Source organism: Dietzia sp. UCD-THP (assembly GCF_000349585.1).
Classification (GTDB): Bacteria; Actinomycetota; Actinomycetes; order Mycobacteriales; family Mycobacteriaceae; genus Dietzia; species Dietzia natronolimnaea_A.
The window spans coordinates 133,602-150,729 of record NZ_AOSR01000013.1; the positions used below are offsets into that span (position 1 = coordinate 133,602).

Consider the following 17,128-nt stretch of genomic DNA (forward strand, 5'->3'; position numbering starts at 1 on the left):
GGTCACGGTGATACGCCGCTTGACCGGCGGCGTCGGTCCGCCCGGTAGCCCTCCGCCGCGAGCAGGGCCAGGGCGAGGCCGAGCAGGACGAAGGTGACGGTGTCGACCCCCCGGATCGTCTCCCCGAGCGCGAACGCCACGGCGACCAGCAGCACCGGTTCCAGGTATCCGAGGAGCCCGAACAGGGGAAGCGGGAGCAACCTCGACGCGGCGAGGTACGCCGCCATCGCCGCCGCACCGGCGAGGCCGACCGAGAGAAGGGCGACGGTCCCCGCGATCGACGACGGATGCTGGGTGCCGGACCAGATCAACCACCCGCTGAGAGGCGTGAGCGCGGCGACCTCCCACCCGAACGCCATCGGCGTGTCCATACCGACACGGCGGCGAACGACGAAGTAGGCCGGGTACCCCGTACAGATCACCAACGTCACCCAGGACACGCTGGGCGTCACCGCGATGTTGACGACGACGGCGACGGCGGCGATCCCCACAGCCACCCACTGCCAGGTGGACACCCGCGACCTGAGAACGACCCGGCTGCCGATCACCAGGGCCAGCGGCAGGAGCAGGAACCCGATCGACGCATCCAGGGCATGGCCGTGCAGCGGTGCCCAGGAGAACAGCCAGAGCTGATTTCCGACCAGCGCGCAGAGCAGCCCGAACACCAGTGGAGACCACCACGTCCGCGTGAGGGCCGACCACGAGTCACGGGCCATCGCTCGCCCCGAGGGGAAGAGCAACACGAGGCTGTAGCAGGCGAAGGTCACCACGATCCGCCACCCGAAGACCACCTCGGCGGAGGCGTCGATCACCCCGGAGAGGTAGAAGATCAGGCCGAACAGGCTTGACGCCACGACGACGGCACCGACCCCGCGCGCGGTATCGCCGATGGCCCCCGTCCGGTTCATGGGGAAGAACATATAGTCGACCGCCCCGGTGCGGGTGGAGGACCCTGCGCGATCGAACCGCGATGGTGGCCCACTCGGCCCTTCTGGTGGGGCCAGCGGGGCTCGAACCCGCGACCAGCGGATTATGAGTCCGCGGCTCTAACCAACTGAGCTATAGCCCCCCGCACGCGCCGGGAACGTCCACCGGCACGTGCGGCGCAATCGTAGCAAGACCTCTCACCGGGCCTCCGGCCACCAGACTGCGCGCACTGCCGAAAGACCGTCGGGGACCTGCGCGGGCGGGTCGTTCCACGCCATCACCACCCGATCGGGCGAGTCGTACGCGGGGTGGCCCGGGTCGCCGGTGGTGACAAAGGAGACCCACGAGTCGTGCATCGCCTCGACCAGGCTCGCCGGCGCCGGTGCACCGAGATAGCGTTCCACGTTCTCACTGTCCGGGACCGCCCAGAAAAACGGCAGATCGGCGCAGTGCCTGGGTCCGTTGCCCCCGGTCCAACAGAAGTCATACACCCAGGTCGGGTCTCCGGCGGCGACCCTCGTCTCGGCGGCCCGGGCCACCGTGGAGTGGATGGCGGCCGCGTCGATGACCGCGCCCACGCTACGTCGCAGAGACCGGCCGTTGGACTGCCGGGCCAACGCCCTGAGCCCCTGCCTCGGGAGCTGCTGCGACAACGCCATTAACGCGGCCCCCGGCACCAGCGCCGGGCCCGGGAGCTTGTCCGAGACGGCCTCGAACTCCGTCGCGGTGGAGCCGATGAGCAACGGCACTCCCGTGGATTGCCCTGCCGCGACGGCTTCCAGCGGAGGGACGGGGACCGTCTCACCTCCGACCACCGGCCGGAACGGGAGCGTAAACTGGTTCTCCCGTCGCAGTCGCCGGTGGAACTCATCGACGGCGCCGCGCCCCCCGGCGGCCAGCCCCTCAGCGGTGACCCCCTTGGGCGGGTGTGTTGCCGGGGCCCGCAGGACCGCCGGTGACGCCGCGATCGCCCCGTGGAACAACCCTGCCGCCGGCGGCGAGCCCAGCAGGCACAGCACCGCTCCCCCGCCGGCGGACTGACCGGAGACAGTCACCCGGTCGGGGTCTCCGCCAAACGCGGCGATCTCGTCCCGGACCCACTCGAGTGCGGCGATCCAGTCGAGCAGTCCCCGGTTGTCCGGGGCGTCGGGAAACGGGGTGAAGCCCTCCACGCCGAGGCGGTAGCCGACCGAGACCACGACGATCCCGCGGCGAGCGAAGGTCGACCCGTCAAACCAGGGCTGGTGGGAGGACCCCGATTCCCAGCCGCCTCCGTGGATCCACACCAGCACCGGGTGGGAACCGTCCTCCGCCGGTGCCCACACGTCCACGTGCAGGATGTCGCTCCCCGCGACGATCGGCTCGGGGATCGCCGGGTCGGGGTCGAACCTCAGCCGCTGGGCGGTGGCGGCAGGCCGGGTCGCGTCTCGGACCCCGTCCCACGGTTCCCGGCGGGCCGGGGCAGCGAAGCGCAGGTCGCCGACCGGGTCCTCGGCGTAGGGGATCCCGTAGAAGCGGACAACGTCACCGAGGTCGGTGCCGCGGACGCGGCCGGTCGAGAGAGTGACCTCGGAGTGAGTCATGGGCGCCAGGTTAGCGACGACAGCTGAGATCACCCTGCAATGCCTGCTACGAAAGAGGGATGATGAGTGACAGGGATCGAATCATCGAACGGCTGGCCGACGTCGCCACCGCTCTGGACACCCGCGACTGGGCCGGGCTGCGAGAGATGTTTACCGAGACCGCGAACGGATACGGAGCCGCCGGTCGGGAGCAGGTCATCCAGACGGTGCGAGACCACTTGGGCGGGTGTGGCCCATCCCAGCATCTCCTGGGAAATCACCGGGTCCACCTCGCGCTCGAGGGGAACGAGGACCGGGCGAAGAGCCTCACGTACGCGCGGGTACTCCACCTAGGGACGGGCGACCAGGAGGGAAGGAGCTACGAGTGCTTCGGCGAGTACTCGGATCTGTGGTCCCGTACCCCGGAGGGGTGGAGGATTTCCTCCAGGCGGTTCCGCCTGGACTTCGACCGAGGTGACTTCCGGACGCTGCAACCAGGGTGACCCCGAAATGCGCACTGGACCGGAGGAATCATTCCTCCGGCCCAGCCTCGACGCTCCCCCATCTGGACTCGAACCAGAAACCCTTCGATTAACAGTCGAATGCTCTGCCAATTGAGCTATGGGGGATTGTTTCAGGTACCCGACGCAGTGGCCGGACACCGAGAACTCACCTTAGTGCGAGTGCGGCCGCCGAGCCAAATCGCCAGTTCAACGGCCTGCCCGTGGGTCAGCCGGCGGATCCCGACTCCCCACAGATCGAGCCGGACGAGCTTGACGAGCCGGCCGAGCTTGACGAGCCGGTTGACCCGGGGCCCGGAGAACCCTCGTCGTCACCGTCGCACAGGACCCGGACCGAACCCGGGCTCAGCGATCCGGTACCCGGGTGCTCGTCCCGGACGGAGATCGTCACCGGAGCGGCGTTGGACGCGGCGTACGGGGTGTCGAAAGTGTCGTCCTCTACGGCCTGCGGGGTGAAGGTCGCGGTGAGGACGGGGTCGCCGATCTCGGTGAAGACGTGCTGCAGGGTCGCGGAACCGCCGGTCACGTCAACCGGAGCACCGATCGGATCCCCGTCGGCGAAAAACTGGACCGTGCCGGCGGCCTCCATGGGCGTCACGTGCACGGCGAGGTCGACCGGGACCCCCGGTACCGCGCTCGGCGGGGCGGTGAGCGTGGAGACGGTTTCCGTCTGGCACCCGGACACCTCGGTCTCGAGCAGCGCGAACTGCCCGGTGGCGGGATCGAAACCCTTGTCCGCCGACTGGGGGCCGAGGACCACCTGGTAAGTGACGGTGTGCGTATCGGAGGCCCGGTTGGGCAGACGGGGCTGGTCGAGCAGATTCACCGTTCTGGTAGTGGTGATCGGGTCCCGGTTGGTGACGTAGGGTGCCGTCCCCGGAGCGAATACCGGGGCGGCGGGAGCCAAGTTCTGCACCCCCTGACGCCCGACTACCCGGGTGATGTCGTACGGCACGCTGTTGAGGGTGAACCTGGCCCTGACGGACACCCCCGTCTGGCTCCAGATGCCCGGGACGCCGACCAGCGAAGTCGGATCCTCCCCGTCCACCGCGTAGTCGACCACGTAGTAGGCGTTCGTCTCGTTGATGATCGTGAAATGGACCCGGCACTCGTCGTCCCCTGACGCGCTGAACCGGACCGGCCCTTGATCCCACCCCTCAGCGGACGCCGCCGGGGGAACTGTGAGGCAGATGCCGCAGGCGGTGAGAGCCGCGGGCAAGAGGAGTCGGCGGAAAGACATGGGCATGGGCTACCTATCCGGGGTCGTCGGGTCCCGGGCCTGGACCGGAACTACCGATCGACCGCGGTTCGGGAGCGACGATACCGGACAGATAAGCGTTCTGTCATAATCCTCATTTGAGGGAAAAGCCTGCGTACAGGCCCGATCCTGGCCGTTTACCGTACGGCTCAGGCGATGTCGGGCGTCGCGCCCACAGCCTGCTCGAGCAATCCTCGCCGGTACTCCTCCAGCGCCACGAGGTCGCCGAACAGTGCCGAGTACCCCTCCGGGTCCGCCGCCGGACTCATCCGCTGCACCTTGGACTTCAGATCGGCGATCTGACCCGACACCCACACCTCCTGCAGGCGGGCGAGCACGCCGGAGACGTATCGGGGCAGCGCCTCTTCGGCCACCCGGAGCGTCTCGACCGCCATGAGGCCCACCAACCGCCTCAGCCCGTCGTTCTCCAGCCCCTGGGACACCTCGGCCACCCAGTTCGCGCCGCTCTTCCCGGAGGCGCACCCCCCGGACGCGGACACCGCGTCCGCGATCCGGGCGTAGGCGGGATGGGTGAAGCACTCAGACGGGAGCGAGTCGAAGAGCGGGCCCGCCAGCCCCGGGTACTGCAGGGCCGCCTTGAGCGCCTCGCGTTGCGGCCACAGCTCCGGATCCGCCGGCGAAGGCAGGGGAACGCCCGCCGGTGCGGCGGGAGCCGGCTGATCCTCCCGCGCGACCGGCTCGTCGTCGTCGCGCCTCCCCCCGCCGCGTTCGGCACGGTCCCGCAGCGGGCGGGGCCCACCACCCGGGCCCCCCGGTCCGCGCCCGCGGGGTCCGGAACCACGAGGCCCCGCGGCAGCCGCCCGGGCCCGACCCCTCTTTCGCGCTTCCTCGCGCACACGGCGCAGCACGGTGGCGGGATCGTCCCACCCCACCCAGCCGGCCAGTTGCCGGGCGTACTCGTCGCGCAGGGCCGAGTCGCGGATGTCGGCGACCACCGGAACCGTCCGACGCAGGGCCTCCACGCGCCCCTCCGCGTGGTCGAGGTCGTACTCGTCCAACATCGACCGGATGGCGAACTCGAACATCGGCACCCGGGTGGAGATGAGGTCCCGTACGGCGGCGTCGCCCTTGTTCTGCCGGAGATCGCACGGGTCCTGGCCGGCGGGCGCCACCGCGACGAAGGTGCGACCGGAGAACTGCTGGTCGCCGGAGAACGCCCGCATCGCGGCCTTCTTGCCGGCCTCGTCCCCGTCGAAGGTGTAGATGATCTCGCCGCGGAAGTAGTTGTCGTCCAACATCAACCGCCGGAGTGTGGACAGGTGGTCCTCGCCGAACGCGGTGCCACACGCGGCGACGGCCGTGGTCACTCCCGCCGCGTGCAACGCCATGACATCTGTATAGCCCTCGACGACCACAGCCCGACGCTGGGACGCGACGTCCCTCTTGGCCAGGTCCAGACCGAACAACACCTGGGACTTCTTGTAGAGCATCGTCTCCGGCGTGTTCATGTACTTGCCCAGGGTGTCGTCCTCGAAGAGCTTGCGCGCGCCGAAGCCGATAACCTCCCCCGCGAGGTTGCGGATCGGCCACAACAGGCGACGGTGGAAGCGGTCGATCAACGTTCCCCGCGAACTGGTCTTGGACAGACCCGCCGATTCCAGTTCCTTGGGCTCGAACCCCTGCCGCATCAGATGCTTGCTCATCGTGTCCCAGCCCGCCGGCGCGTACCCGCACCCGAAGCGCTCGGCGTGGGCGAGATCGAAGCCGCGGTCGATCAGGAACGCACGCGCGGTCTCGGCCTCCGGGTCCTCACGGAGACGCTCGGCGTAGAACTGCTGCGCGGCGGCGTTGGCCTGGACCAGCCTCGACCGGGTCCCGCGGTCACGCTGGATCACCTGGCCGCCGCCTTCGTAGGAGATGCGGTACCCGATCCTGTCGGCGAGCTGCTCCACGGCCTCGACGAAGCTGATGTGCTCCATCTTCATGAGGAAGGCGAACACGTCGCCGCCCTCACCGGTCGAGAAGCAGTGGAAGTACCCGTGCTGGGGCCGGACGTGGAAGGACGGGGTCTTCTCGTCCTTGAACGGCGACAGCCCCTTCATGGAGTCCGCGCCGCCCGGCTTGAGCGCGACGTACTCGCCGACGACCTCCTCGATGCGAGTGCGTTCGCGGATCGCGGCGATGTCCTGCTCCGGAATCCGCCCTGCCATGCCGCCAAGAGTAGCCTCCGGGGCAGCAGCCCGGCATGCGCACTGCGCCGGGCCGATACGCTGGCCGCATGATCGCACCCCCGCCCCGCACCCACGCCGTCCGGAACCCGCGGTCCCGCACGGTGGCGGCCGTCGCCCTCCTGGCGGCCCTGCTCGTCGGTCTGGTCGGGTGGGCGGCGCCGTCGGCCTCGGCCGAACCGCCGTCCCGGCTGCAGCAGCAGGTCACGGATTCCGCGGGCGTGCTGGGCGGGCAGACCGCCGCCGTCGAGGACCGACTCGCAGAACTACGGTCGACCGACAACCTCCAACTCTGGGTGGTCTACGTCGACAGCTTCGACGGGGTGCCCGCGCAACTGTGGGCACAGGAGACCGGCCGACTGTCCGATCTGGGCGCCTCCGACGTGCTGCTCGCGGTGGCGGTCGGAGACCGCGGGTACTGGTTCGAGTCCACCGACCCGCGTGCGGATCAGCGGATCGCCGACAGGGACATCGAGCCGCGACTGGCGGAGGACGACTGGGCCGGTGCGGCGATCGGGGCCGCCGACGGGCTCGAACGACAGGGATCGGGCTCAGGGCTCTCCGGCGCGGCTCTGCTGGGACTCATCGCGGTGATCGTCATCGTGGTGGCCGCGGTCCTGCTGGTCAGCCGCCGGCGCCGGGCGGCCCGCACGGCCCGCCAGGCCGAGTCCGCCCGCGAGATACCCGGAGATGACACGGCCCGGATGTCCGCACTGCCGGTGGACGTCCTCGATTCGCGCGCCCGCGCCGGACTGGTCGAGGCAGACCAGGCCGTGGACACCTCCACGACGGCGCTCGCGACCGCCGCCGGGGAGTTCGGTGAGCTGCGGACCCGCCCGTTCCGGGCCGCACTCGACTCCGCCCGCCGCGAGGTCGAGGCAGCGCATGCACTGATCCAGCGCCTCGACGACGACATCCCCGAGACCCCCGAGCAGCGCCGGGCGATGCTCCTCGAGGTGGCCGCCCGGGCCGAGCGCGCCGAACGTGAGCTCGAGGGACAGGCCACGGCGTTCGCCCAGATGCGTGACGTGCTGATCAACGGCGCCGCCTCGGTCGACTCCCTCACCCAGCGCGCGGTGACCCTGCGCGCGCGCATCCCCGAGGCCGAGCAGTCGATGGAGGACCTGAGGTCCCGGTTCCCCGCCGCCGTGCTCGCCTCGATCGACGACAACCTGGCGATCGCGCAGGAGCTGCTCGACGCCGCCGAGGCCGAGACCTCGCGCGCCCGCACGGCCCTGGCCCGACCCGTGGGTGAACAGGCCGAGGCCGTCGATGCCATCGGCTCGGCCGAGGAAGAGCTCGCACGCGCCGAGAAGCTGGTCGACGGCGTGGATCACGCGGCCGACGACATCGCTGCCGCCCGCCGCGACCTCGGCGCTCTGATCGACGAGGTCGACGAGGAGCTGGGGCAGGCCGCCCGGCTCCTACGGTCCCCGGACCTGGGCCGGAGCGGTCAGAACCTGACGAATGCGGCCTCCGCCGCCCGCGACGCCCTCGAGCGGGCCCGCCGCGACGGGGAGACCGACCCACTGGGCGTCTTCTCCGAACTGGTCGACGTGGACCGCGCCCTCGACGAGGCGCTGGCCGCCGCCGGACACGAGGCCGAGACGGCACACCGCGCGCGGGCCGCACGGCAGGCCGCCCTCACGCGGGCGCGCGGCGCGGTGCGGGAGGCGGACGACTTCATTGGCAGTCGGTCCTACGTGGTCGGACAGGCCGCCCGGACGCGGCTGTCGGCCGCCAAGGAGTCACTGTCGACGGCCGAGGGCACCGCCGGGCCGGCGGCGTTCCCCGCAGCGGACCGCGCCCTGAAACTCGCCCGTGAGGCGCTCCGGCACGCGCAGGACGACGTCGCGCGGCAGCAGTACACCGGGGGCTACGGGGGCCGGGGCGGGTACGGCGGTCGTGGCCGCGGTGGATCCAATACCGGTGCGATGGTCGGCGGCATGGTGGCCGGCGCCCTGATCCAGGGGATGCTCCGCGGTGGCAGCTCCGGCTTCGGCGGCTCGCGCGGTTTCGGAGGCGGCGGCTTCGGCGGCGGGGGTGGCTTCGGCGGCGGCGGATTCGGTGGCGGTTTCGGCGGCGGCTTCGGTGGTGGCGGCGCCGGCGGGCGGTTCTGAGCGCCATGAGTCGTGGACGGAAGGTCGTCATCGCGCTGGTCGCGGTACTGGTCCTGCTCATCGCGGCAGTGGTCGCAGCGGGCGCCTGGTATCGGCCGATGCTGCTGACCGGCACCGGCTACGCCGCGCACAACGCCTGCTCGATCCATTTTCTCACCGGACGCGATGATCCGGAGGCGGACCTGCCGCCCAACCCGCTGGTACCACTGTTGCGCACCGAGATCGACGACTCAGAGGGGTGGGCACGTAGCTCCGTCCTGGGTGTCGCCTTCGCCCAGCAGGCCTGGATGTCGGAGTACGGTTGCGTGCTGGGCGACGGCCGCGCGCTGGGCCCCGAGCGGACCTCTCTCGTCGGGCCGGCAGAGGACCGCCCCGAGGGAGTCCCCCTGCCGCAGGCCACCGACGTCCCGACCGAGGTCGGTGTGGCGCTCGACCGGGCCGCCGGCGTCGAGGGCACGCGCGGACTCGTCGCGGTTCACCGCGGCGAGATCCTGGACGAGTGGTACGCGGACGGCTTCGGACCGGACACCCGGCAGCTCGGGTGGTCCATGGCCAAGAGCGTGGCGGCCACCCTGGTCGGGCGGGCGCAGCAGGAGTTCCCGGACGCCGACCTCGATCCGGCGGGCACCGGGCTGCGCGCCGAGTGGACCGACGAGCGGGCACAGATCTCCCTCGACGACCTGCTGCGGATGACCTCCGGGTTGGAGTGGGACGAGGACTACGACCTCGGCACCCCCATCACAGAGATGCTCTTCGCGGAGCCGGACATGGCCGCCTTCGCCGCCGCCCAACCGCTCGCCCACGACCCCGGGACGGTACGTCAGTACTCGTCGGGCACCACCAACATCGTGTGCGACCTGCTCCACGAGCGCACCGGCCTCGGGCCCGAGATGGCCGACGAGCTGCTGTTTGCGCCTCTCGGCATGACCAGTGCTGTCCTCGAGGCCGACGCCTCCGGCCGGTCGGTGTGCAGCTCGTACCTGTGGGCGACTCCGCGGGACTGGGCGCGGTTCGGCCAATTCGCGCTGGATGACGGCGAGGTGGACGGTCGCCGCCTGCTCCCCGCGGGATGGATGGACTACGCGACAACCGTCGTCCCGGCCGGCGGAGAGCCCGAACCCTACGGCGCGCAGTGGTGGGTCAACGACCCCGGCGACGGCTCCCCGTTGCGCCTGCCCGGGATCCCCGCCGACGCCTATTGGGCCGCGGGCCACGACGGGCAGTACATCGTGGTGGTCCCCTCCGCCGAGCTCGTCGTGGTGCGGACCGGCTTCACCCCCGGAGGGACGATCTACGGGCTCGGCATCGAGGAGCTGGTCGGCGACCTCGCCCGGGCGGTGGGCTGATCGGGCCGCCTCCGAGGTGATGCTTCAGTCTGAGCGAGCCGGGCGGGCTGTTCAGCCCCAGGCCGCCTGGATGCCCGCGCTCGCGCGGTCGATCCGCTCGAGCCGGCTCTCGGTGTAGAGGGCCACCTGGTCCACGATCACTCGCATCCGTGCCGCGTCATCCGGGGCCTCGTCCCACAACGGACGAAGGACCGCGTCGAGACCTGCGGGAGCCGAGTGGGCCAGGAACTCGGCCACCCGGTGGATCCTGTCTCGTTGACGATCCTGACGGGCCCGGTGCCCCGGGTCACTCATCACGTATCGCACGGCCATGGTCTTGAGCATCACGACCTCGGCCTCCACGTGCAGGGGCACCTCGAGGTCGGCGCTGTACCGTCCGTGTGGCACCTCGCCGTGGACCCGGCGGGTGGTGTGGATGGCGGGCATGACGAACCGCCCGACCAGCTCGCTGGTCAACGCCTTGAGGGCGACTGCCCCCGCGAACGTCTCCTCGAACGGCTGGACGGCACGGACCGCGTCGAGCGCACCGAGTCGTGCTGCCGCCTCGCGGAGCTGGTCGGCGTCGGGCCCCCGGAATTCGCGCGCGCCCAGCTCGGCCAACGCCGAGACCTCCGACGGATCGGTCAACGACCTCAGGTCCAGCCTGCCGGCCACGATCGCATCCTCCACGTCGTGGACCGAGTACGCCACGTCGTCGGAGAAGTCCATGATCTGCGCTTCCAGACACCGGGTGTCCCCGGGCGCGCCCACGCGGATCCAGGCGAGCGTCTCCGCGTCGTCGGGATAGGCGCCGAACTTCCTCGTGCCCTCTCGCGGCAGCCACGGGTACTTGGTGGCCGCGTCCAGTGCCGCGCGGGTGAGGTCCAGGCCGACCCCCCGCCCGTCGGCGTCGACCACCTTGGGCTCCAACCGCGTGAGGATCCGCACGGTCTGGGCGTTGCCCTCGTATCCCCCGAACGCTCTGGCGACCTCGTCGAGAGCGCGCTCGCCGTTGTGGCCGTAGGGCGGGTGCCCGATGTCGTGACTCAACCCCGCCAGGTCGGCGAGATCGGGGTCGCAGCCGAGGCCGGCGGCGATGCTGCGGGCGATCTGCGCGACCTCGAGCGAGTGGGTGAGCCGGGTCCGTGGGGTGTCCCCGTCCCCGGGCCCGACCACCTGCGTCTTGTCGGCGAGCCGCCGGAGCGCCGCCGAGTGCAGGACCCGTGCGCGGTCCCTCTCGAACGGGCTGCGCTCACTCGCCGCCTCCTGGGCCCGGGCGGGCCCTCCGCCCACCCGGCGCTCGGCGTCTGCCGCGGTGTACGCGTACCGCGTCATGCGCGTCCCCTCCTTGTGTCCGCCACTCACCCGGGGAAGTCCACGTCCGTGCCGGCGATCCGGTGGTACTGGTACCAGAGCACCGCGCCGGTCTCGCGGATGATGCTCAGGATCTGGTTCTCCCGGGTCCAGACCGCGGGCCCCTGCCGGGTCGGCGAGGTCCACGCGTCCAACCCCGCGTCCCGGGCCATCATCCGCGCGCGATACGAATGCGTGGGATCGCTGACCAATACCACGGAGTTGCCGCCCTGGTCCCCTACGGTCAGCGCGACGGCGTCCAGGCTGCCGACCGTGTTGGAGCCCGTCTCGACCGCAAGGATCGCGGTGGGCGGCACCCCCAGGGTGGCCAGGTAGGAGCGACCCGCACCGGCTTCGGTGAACCGGTCCCCCGGCTGGTTCCCGCCGACCGTGATGATCTGCGGGGCGACGCCCTGCTCGTACAGGCTGGCGGCGTGGTCGAGCCGGGACTGGAACACCGGGGTGGGTACGCCGTCGTACTGGGCCGCGCCCAGGACGACGATCGCGTCGGCCGACGTGCGGTCATCCTCACGCGCGACCTGCCACACCCGGAACGCGACGAATCCGGGCACGGCGAGACACAGCAACAACGCGATGACCACGAGCCATCCGATGGCCCTGGACACCGCTCTCAGCGGGGACCGGGATCTGTTCACCCGACCAGTGTGCCAGCGCCGGGTCAGCAGCCGATGAGCCGCTGCGCGAGGTACCCCTCTACCTGATCGATGGCCACGCGCTCCTGCTCCATGGTGTCCCGCTCACGGATGGTCACCGCCTGGTCCTCGAGGGTGTCGAAGTCCACGGTGATGCAGAACGGGGTGCCGATCTCGTCGTGGCGGCGGTAGCGTCGGCCGATCGCCTGCGCGTCGTCGAAGTCCACGTTCCAGCTCTTGCGCAGCTGTGCGGCCAGATCCCGGGCCTTCGGCGAGAGGTCCGCGTTTCGGGACAGCGGCAGGACAGCCGCCTTGAACGGTGCGAGACGACGATCCAGCTTCAACACCGTCCGGGTGTCGACACCGCCCTTGGAGTTGGGCGCCTCGTCCTCGGTGTAGGCGTCGATGAGGAACGCCATGAGTGACCGGGTCAGGCCGAAGCTCGGCTCGATGACATACGGCACGTACTTCTCACCGGAGGCCTGGTCGCGGTACTGCAGGTCCTCACCCGAGTGGGTCTGGTGCTGGGTGAGGTCGTAATCCGTGCGGTTCGCCACGCCCATCAGCTCGCCCCACGGGTTTCCGGAGAACCCGAACTTGTACTCGAAGTCGATGGTGCCCGCCGAGTAGTGGGCGCGCTCGTCGTCCGGGACGTCGAAACGCCGCATGTTCTCCGGGTCGATCCCCAGGTCCACGAACCAGTCCCAGCAGTCCTCGACCCACCGCTTGAACCACTCGTCGGCCTCGTCGGGCTTGGTGAAGAACTCGATCTCCATCTGCTCGAACTCGCGGGTCCGGAAGATGAAGTTGCCCGGGGTGATCTCGTTGCGGAACGCCTTGCCGATCTGTCCGATACCGAACGGCGGCTTACGCCGGGCGGTGGTCATCACGTTCTTGTAGTTGACGAAGATGCCCTGGGCGGTCTCGGGCCGCAGGTAGTGCAGGCCCTCCTTGTCGTCGACCGGGCCGAGGTAGGTCTTCATCAACCCGGAGAACAGCTGCGGCTCGGTCCAGGCCCCGGGCTGGCCCGTAACGGGATCGTTGATGTCGGCCAGCCCGTTGGCCGGCTCGCGCCCGTGCTTGGCGACGTAGGCCTCGATGAGGTGGTCGGCGCGGTAGCGCTTGTGGGTGTGGAGAGACTCCACCAGCGGGTCGGTGAACGTCTCGACGTGGCCGGAGGCCTCCCACACCGCGCGGGGCAGGATGATCGACGAATCCAGGCCCACGACGTCCTCGCGGCCGGTGACGAAGGTCCGCCACCACTGCTTCTTGATGTTGTCCTTGAGCTCCACGCCCAGTGGACCGTAGTCCCATGCCGAACGGGTCCCGCCGTAGATCTCGCCACACTGGTACACCAGTCCCCGGCGCTTGCAGAGGTTGACGACTGAGTCGATGACGGACGCTGAGGATGCCACGTCGGGGGTTCTCCCTTTGGTGAGTCGGTGGGCGGAGGTGTCGGGTGGACGACCTCGGCGCGGGCCGGCGCCCGCGGCACTTCTCACCAGGGTATCCGGTCCACCCCGGCGGTCTGGGATACTGGGGTCCCCCACCCGACACGGCGCCGGTCCCCACCGCGCCCGGAAGGTTGCGCCAATGGCATCCGGACCCGAGTCCCCGGCAGACGCCGGGCCCGCCGCGGAGATCCACGACCACGGTTCCCGCGCGGCCCCCGTTCCGCTCCCGCCTCAGCACGTGGTCTCCGCCGCGGGCGATCTGCTCCGTGCGCTGTCTGCTCCGCTGCGTATCGCGATCGTGCTGCAGCTCCGCGAGGGGCCGAGGTGTGTCCACGAGTTGGTGGACGCCCTCGACGTCGCCCAGCCGCTGGTGAGCCAGCACCTGCGGGTGCTCAAGTCGTCCCACGTCGTCTCCGCGCACCGCCGGGGGCGGGAGATCCGCTACGAGTTGCTCGACGACCACCTGCTGCACATCGTCGAGGCGGCCGTCGGGCACGCCGGGGAGGAGTAGAGCAGTGGACGGGGCCCAGAAACCGATCGGCGTCCGCTCGACCCGCCAACGCAGTGCCATCTCCGCGCTGCTCGACGAGTCCAAGGGGTTCCGGTCCGCGCAGGACCTCCACTCGGAACTCCGCGAACGCGGTGACGCGATCGGTCTGACCACCGTCTACCGGACGCTGCAGTCGATGTCCGATGCCGGTGCGGTGGACGTGCTGCGCACCGATTCCGGGGAGCTGATCTTCCGCAAGTGCTCCGATTCTCACCATCACCACCTGGTGTGTCGGGAATGCGGCTTCACGGTCGAGGTCGAGGAACCCGGGGTCGAGACGTGGGCGCACCGTGCCGGTGGCGCTCACGGATTCACCGAGGTGACCCACACCGTCGAGCTGTTCGGCCTCTGCGCGGCCTGCGCCGGCGCCAGGCGCGACGAGCCGCCCGGGCCGGTGGACTGACCCGGGGCCACCCCGGTGGGTCGGCCTCGCGGTCCCCGTGGCGGACCGCGCCTCCCGTGACCGGGGTCAGGCTCCGGGCACCCCGCCGAACCGCCGGTCTCGCTCGGCGTACTCCAGGCACGCCGCCCACAGATCACGTCGGTCGAAGTCGGGGAACAGCGTGTGCTGGAAGACGAACTCGGCGTAGGCGCTCTGCCACAGCAGGAAGTTGGACGTCCGCAGTTCACCGGACGGTCGCAGGAAGAGGTCCACGTCCGGCATGTCCGGCTCGTCGAGGAAGCGGGCGAAGTTCTCCTCCGTCAGGTCATCAGCCGAGAGCTCCCCGGCGGCGACCCGACGCGCGAAGTCCCGGGCGGCGTCGACGATCTCCGCCCGCCCGCCGTAGTTGACGCACATCGCCAAGGTCATCACCGTGTTGTCCCGCGTGAGTTCCTCGGCCTCCTCGAGCTCGGAGATGACCGACTTCCACAGCTTGGGGCGGCGGCCGGCCCAGCGCACCCGCACTCCCAGCTCGTGCATCTCGTCCCGGCGGCGACGCAGGACGTCCCTGTTGAATCCCATGAGGAAGCGCACCTCCTCCGGACTGCGCTTCCAGTTCTCCGTGGAGAACGCGTACGCGGACAGGTACGGGACGCCGATCTCGATGCACCCCTGGACCACGTCCATGAGTACCGCCTCTCCCCGCTTGTGCCCCTCGGTGCGGGGCAGGCCCCGCTCCTGGGCCCAGCGTCCGTTGCCGTCCATCACCAGCGCGACGTGGCGCGGCACGAACTCCGACGGGATCTCGGGGGGCCGCTCGCCCGACGGGTGCGGGGTGGGCGGCCGGACGGCCACCGGCGTTGCGCCGTCCCTCGACGCGGTGCGCTTACGGAATCTGGGTAGGCCGGGCACGGGGCTCCTCAACAGGTTCGGGGGACAGGGTTCCGGCGGGCGGGGGTCCGGCGGGCGGGGGTTCGGTGAACAGGGGTACGGCAGCGCCCGGGCCGCTCACAGAGCGGTCGGTCCCACCACGGTCGACCCCATCGCGATCGACCAACGGCAGGCTGCGCAGGTCCCGCTCGAGATGCCACTGCAGATGATCGGCGGCGATCCCGGAGGCCTGCCGGACGACCGCCGAGGACGAGACCGCCACACCATCCCACCGGCCGGCCAACAGTGCCGACAGGTGCTCGGCGACACCCGGGGAGAGCATGGCACACCCCTGCGGCCTACAGCGCACGCAGACGGTTCCGCCGGAGGCCACGTGGAACGCGCGGTGCGGCCCCACCACGCCGCAGAGCACGCAGCGGTCCAGAACAGGCTCCCAGCCGGACGCCGCCATGGCGCGGAGGAGGAACGCGTCGGCGACCAGGCCCGGCGGCCTCCGGTGTTCGGCCAGGGAGCGAAGAGCCCCGACGGCGAGGCCGAGCAGTCTCGGTGTCGGTGCGCCCTCTTCTCCCGCCAACCGCTCCGCCGTCTCCAGGACGACGCAGCCGGAGGTGTACGCCGGGTAGTCCGCCACGAGGGGGCGGGCCAGCGACTCACGGCTCGACGCCTGCCTGACTGTCCCCAGGCCGCTGCGGCCCCGACCCGGGGCGATCTGCACCTCCACCACGGCGAACGGTTCCAGACTGGCACCCATCCGCGACCGGGTGCGGCGCACCGCGCGGGCGACGGCCCTGACCAACCCGTGGTGCTGGGTGAGCAGGGTGACGATCCGGTCCGCCTCACCCAGGTCGTAGGTACGCACGACGAGGCCGGTGTCGGTGAACGGGTGCATCCGGGCCTCCTCCCCTGCGGGACGTAGACGACCATTGTCCCATTCCCGGAGGGGCACCGGCTCCCCCGGCGAGGGCTAGAGTCTCGCTGTGCCCAGTTTCGCCTCCCGCCTCATCCCCCTCCTCATCCGCGCCACCCGGCGTCAGCGCCTGTTCGCCGAGCCACAGCGCGCGCGTGACTTCCTCGACGAGGCCGCGGTGCGTCCGGCGTCGTACGCCCCTCCGCGGTTGCGCGAGGATGTCCGGATCGCGCGTGCCGACCGGAACGGGTGGCCGGTCTACGTTCTGGAGCCCGCCGGGGCACCCGCGAGCGGCACCGTGGTCTACCTCCACGGTGGAGCCTGGGCCAGAGAGATCGTCGCGCCCCACTGGCGACTGTGCGCACAGATGGCCGCCGAGGCCCACACCCGCGTCCTGGTGCCGGTCTACCCTCTGGCGGGCCCGGCGACGGCAGCGAACCGCGGCACGGCAGCGGGCGTGGTGGCCGGGGTGACCGATCTGGTGCGGGACGAGGTGGCCGAGCACGGCCCGGTGTGTCTCGCCGGTGACAGCGCGGGCGGCCAGATCGCACTGTCCGCGGCCATGGAGCTGCGGGATCGGGGTGTCCCCCCGCTTCCCGCGACGATCCTGATCTCCCCCGCACTCGACCTGGCGATGGAGAACCCGGACATCGACCGGGTCCAACCCCGTGACCCGTGGCTCGCCCGCGAGGGCCTGCGGGTGTTCATCGACGCCTGGCGGGACGACCTGCCCCTGGACGACCCGCGGGTGAGCCCGCTGTGCGGGGACTTCACCGGCCTGGGACCCCTGACGGTCTTCGCCGCCACCCGCGACATCGTCCTGCCCGACGTGCGACTCGCGGTGGCGCGGGCCCGCGCTGCCGGCGTGGACGTCACCTATGTCGAGGAGAAGGACCTACTGCACGTGCACCCGCTTCAGCCCACCCCCGAAGGACGGGCCGCGCGGGAGACGATCGCGGGGGTCGTCCGGTCGGCCGTGCGTTAGGAGTGCCGTGCGCCAGGACCACCGGCGCACGGGTGGAGAGAAGCCGAGGGT

The 17,128-nt window shown here is 70.9% G+C and carries 15 protein-coding genes and 2 tRNA genes; 6 read left to right on the plus strand and 11 right to left on the minus strand.

The genetic code is table 11. From position 1 onward, the window contains the following. Positions 1–2: 2 nt before the first annotated feature. From H483_RS23065 to H483_RS23075, 3 genes are all read right to left on the minus strand, one after another. Entirely contained in the window at positions 3–908 is a 906-nt protein-coding gene (locus H483_RS23065) for a permease (RefSeq protein WP_031264499.1), read from the minus strand. 84 nt (positions 909–992) lie between these two features. Next, positions 993–1,069, minus strand: a tRNA-Ile gene (locus H483_RS23070). A gap of 55 nt (positions 1,070–1,124) precedes the next feature. After that, positions 1,125–2,510 (minus strand): carboxylesterase/lipase family protein, encoded by a 1,386-nt coding sequence (locus H483_RS23075; protein ID WP_017835623.1) that lies wholly within the window; start codon positions 2,508–2,510, stop codon positions 1,125–1,127. Between the two features lie 59 nt (positions 2,511–2,569). Between H483_RS23075 and H483_RS23080 the strand changes: the two genes are divergently transcribed. Further along, on the plus strand, positions 2,570–2,992 hold the full coding sequence (locus H483_RS23080) for a nuclear transport factor 2 family protein (RefSeq protein ID WP_017835624.1): 423 nt from the start codon (positions 2,570–2,572) through the stop codon (positions 2,990–2,992). Positions 2,993–3,045: 53 nt separating this feature from the next. Here the strand turns inward: H483_RS23080 and H483_RS23085 are convergent. The 3 genes from H483_RS23085 to dnaG all read right to left on the minus strand — a co-directional run bounded on the left by H483_RS23085 (position 3,046) and on the right by dnaG (position 6,439). Continuing rightward, positions 3,046–3,118: transfer RNA gene (locus H483_RS23085), tRNA-Asn, on the minus strand. Positions 3,119–3,218: 100 nt separating this feature from the next. Then, positions 3,219–4,250 (minus strand): Ig-like domain-containing protein, encoded by a 1,032-nt coding sequence (locus H483_RS23090; RefSeq protein ID WP_193746838.1) that lies wholly within the window; start codon positions 4,248–4,250, stop codon positions 3,219–3,221. Between the two features lie 167 nt (positions 4,251–4,417). Continuing rightward, positions 4,418–6,439 (minus strand): DNA primase, encoded by a 2,022-nt coding sequence (gene dnaG, locus H483_RS23095; protein WP_017835626.1) that lies wholly within the window; start codon positions 6,437–6,439, stop codon positions 4,418–4,420. Between the two features lie 68 nt (positions 6,440–6,507). On the opposite strand from dnaG, the gene H483_RS40365 reads away from it, so the two are divergent. Together H483_RS40365 and H483_RS23105 are read left to right on the plus strand one after the other, a co-directional pair. Beyond that, positions 6,508–8,577, plus strand: a complete 2,070-nt coding sequence (locus tag H483_RS40365) for a TPM domain-containing protein (protein WP_017835627.1) — start codon at positions 6,508–6,510, stop codon at positions 8,575–8,577. Between the two features lie 5 nt (positions 8,578–8,582). Further along, positions 8,583–9,923 carry a serine hydrolase gene (locus H483_RS23105; RefSeq protein ID WP_017835628.1) on the plus strand — a complete coding sequence of 447 codons (1,341 nt, stop codon included), beginning with the start codon at positions 8,583–8,585 and terminating at the stop codon, positions 9,921–9,923. A gap of 51 nt (positions 9,924–9,974) precedes the next feature. On the opposite strand, the gene H483_RS23110 is transcribed toward H483_RS23105, so the two are convergent. The 3 genes from H483_RS23110 to H483_RS23120 are packed head-to-tail and all read right to left on the minus strand — an operon-like array spanning position 9,975 to position 13,323. Further along, complete coding sequence (locus H483_RS23110; RefSeq protein WP_017835629.1) at positions 9,975–11,237, minus strand: deoxyguanosinetriphosphate triphosphohydrolase; 1,263 nt, start codon at positions 11,235–11,237, stop codon at positions 9,975–9,977. Between the two features lie 26 nt (positions 11,238–11,263). Then, on the minus strand, positions 11,264–11,881 hold the full coding sequence (locus H483_RS23115) for a YdcF family protein (RefSeq protein WP_017835630.1): 618 nt from the start codon (positions 11,879–11,881) through the stop codon (positions 11,264–11,266). A gap of 53 nt (positions 11,882–11,934) precedes the next feature. Further along, a complete protein-coding gene (locus H483_RS23120) occupies positions 11,935–13,323 on the minus strand; it encodes a glycine--tRNA ligase (RefSeq protein WP_017835631.1) in 1,389 nt (462 codons plus the stop codon). A gap of 178 nt (positions 13,324–13,501) precedes the next feature. Between H483_RS23120 and H483_RS23125 the strand changes: the two genes are divergently transcribed. Next, positions 13,502–13,873 (plus strand): helix-turn-helix transcriptional regulator, encoded by a 372-nt coding sequence (locus H483_RS23125; protein ID WP_017835632.1) that lies wholly within the window; start codon positions 13,502–13,504, stop codon positions 13,871–13,873. A gap of 4 nt (positions 13,874–13,877) precedes the next feature. Continuing rightward, positions 13,878–14,315: a Fur family transcriptional regulator gene (locus H483_RS23130; RefSeq protein WP_017835633.1), complete on the plus strand. Its 438-nt coding sequence runs from the start codon at positions 13,878–13,880 to the stop codon at positions 14,313–14,315. Between the two features lie 66 nt (positions 14,316–14,381). On the opposite strand, the gene H483_RS23135 is transcribed toward H483_RS23130, so the two are convergent. Both H483_RS23135 and recO read right to left on the minus strand, forming a co-directional pair. After that, entirely contained in the window at positions 14,382–15,149 is a 768-nt protein-coding gene (locus tag H483_RS23135) for an isoprenyl transferase (protein WP_017835634.1), read from the minus strand. Positions 15,150–15,180: 31 nt separating this feature from the next. After that, positions 15,181–16,074 (minus strand): DNA repair protein RecO, encoded by an 894-nt coding sequence (gene recO / locus H483_RS23140; protein ID WP_017835635.1) that lies wholly within the window; start codon positions 16,072–16,074, stop codon positions 15,181–15,183. An 88-nt stretch (positions 16,075–16,162) separates the two neighbouring features. Here recO and H483_RS23145 point away from each other — a divergent pair, with 88 nt between their 5' ends. Continuing rightward, positions 16,163–17,077: an alpha/beta fold hydrolase gene (locus H483_RS23145; protein ID WP_017835636.1), complete on the plus strand. Its 915-nt coding sequence runs from the start codon at positions 16,163–16,165 to the stop codon at positions 17,075–17,077. The last annotated feature ends 51 nt before the right edge of the window (positions 17,078–17,128 follow it).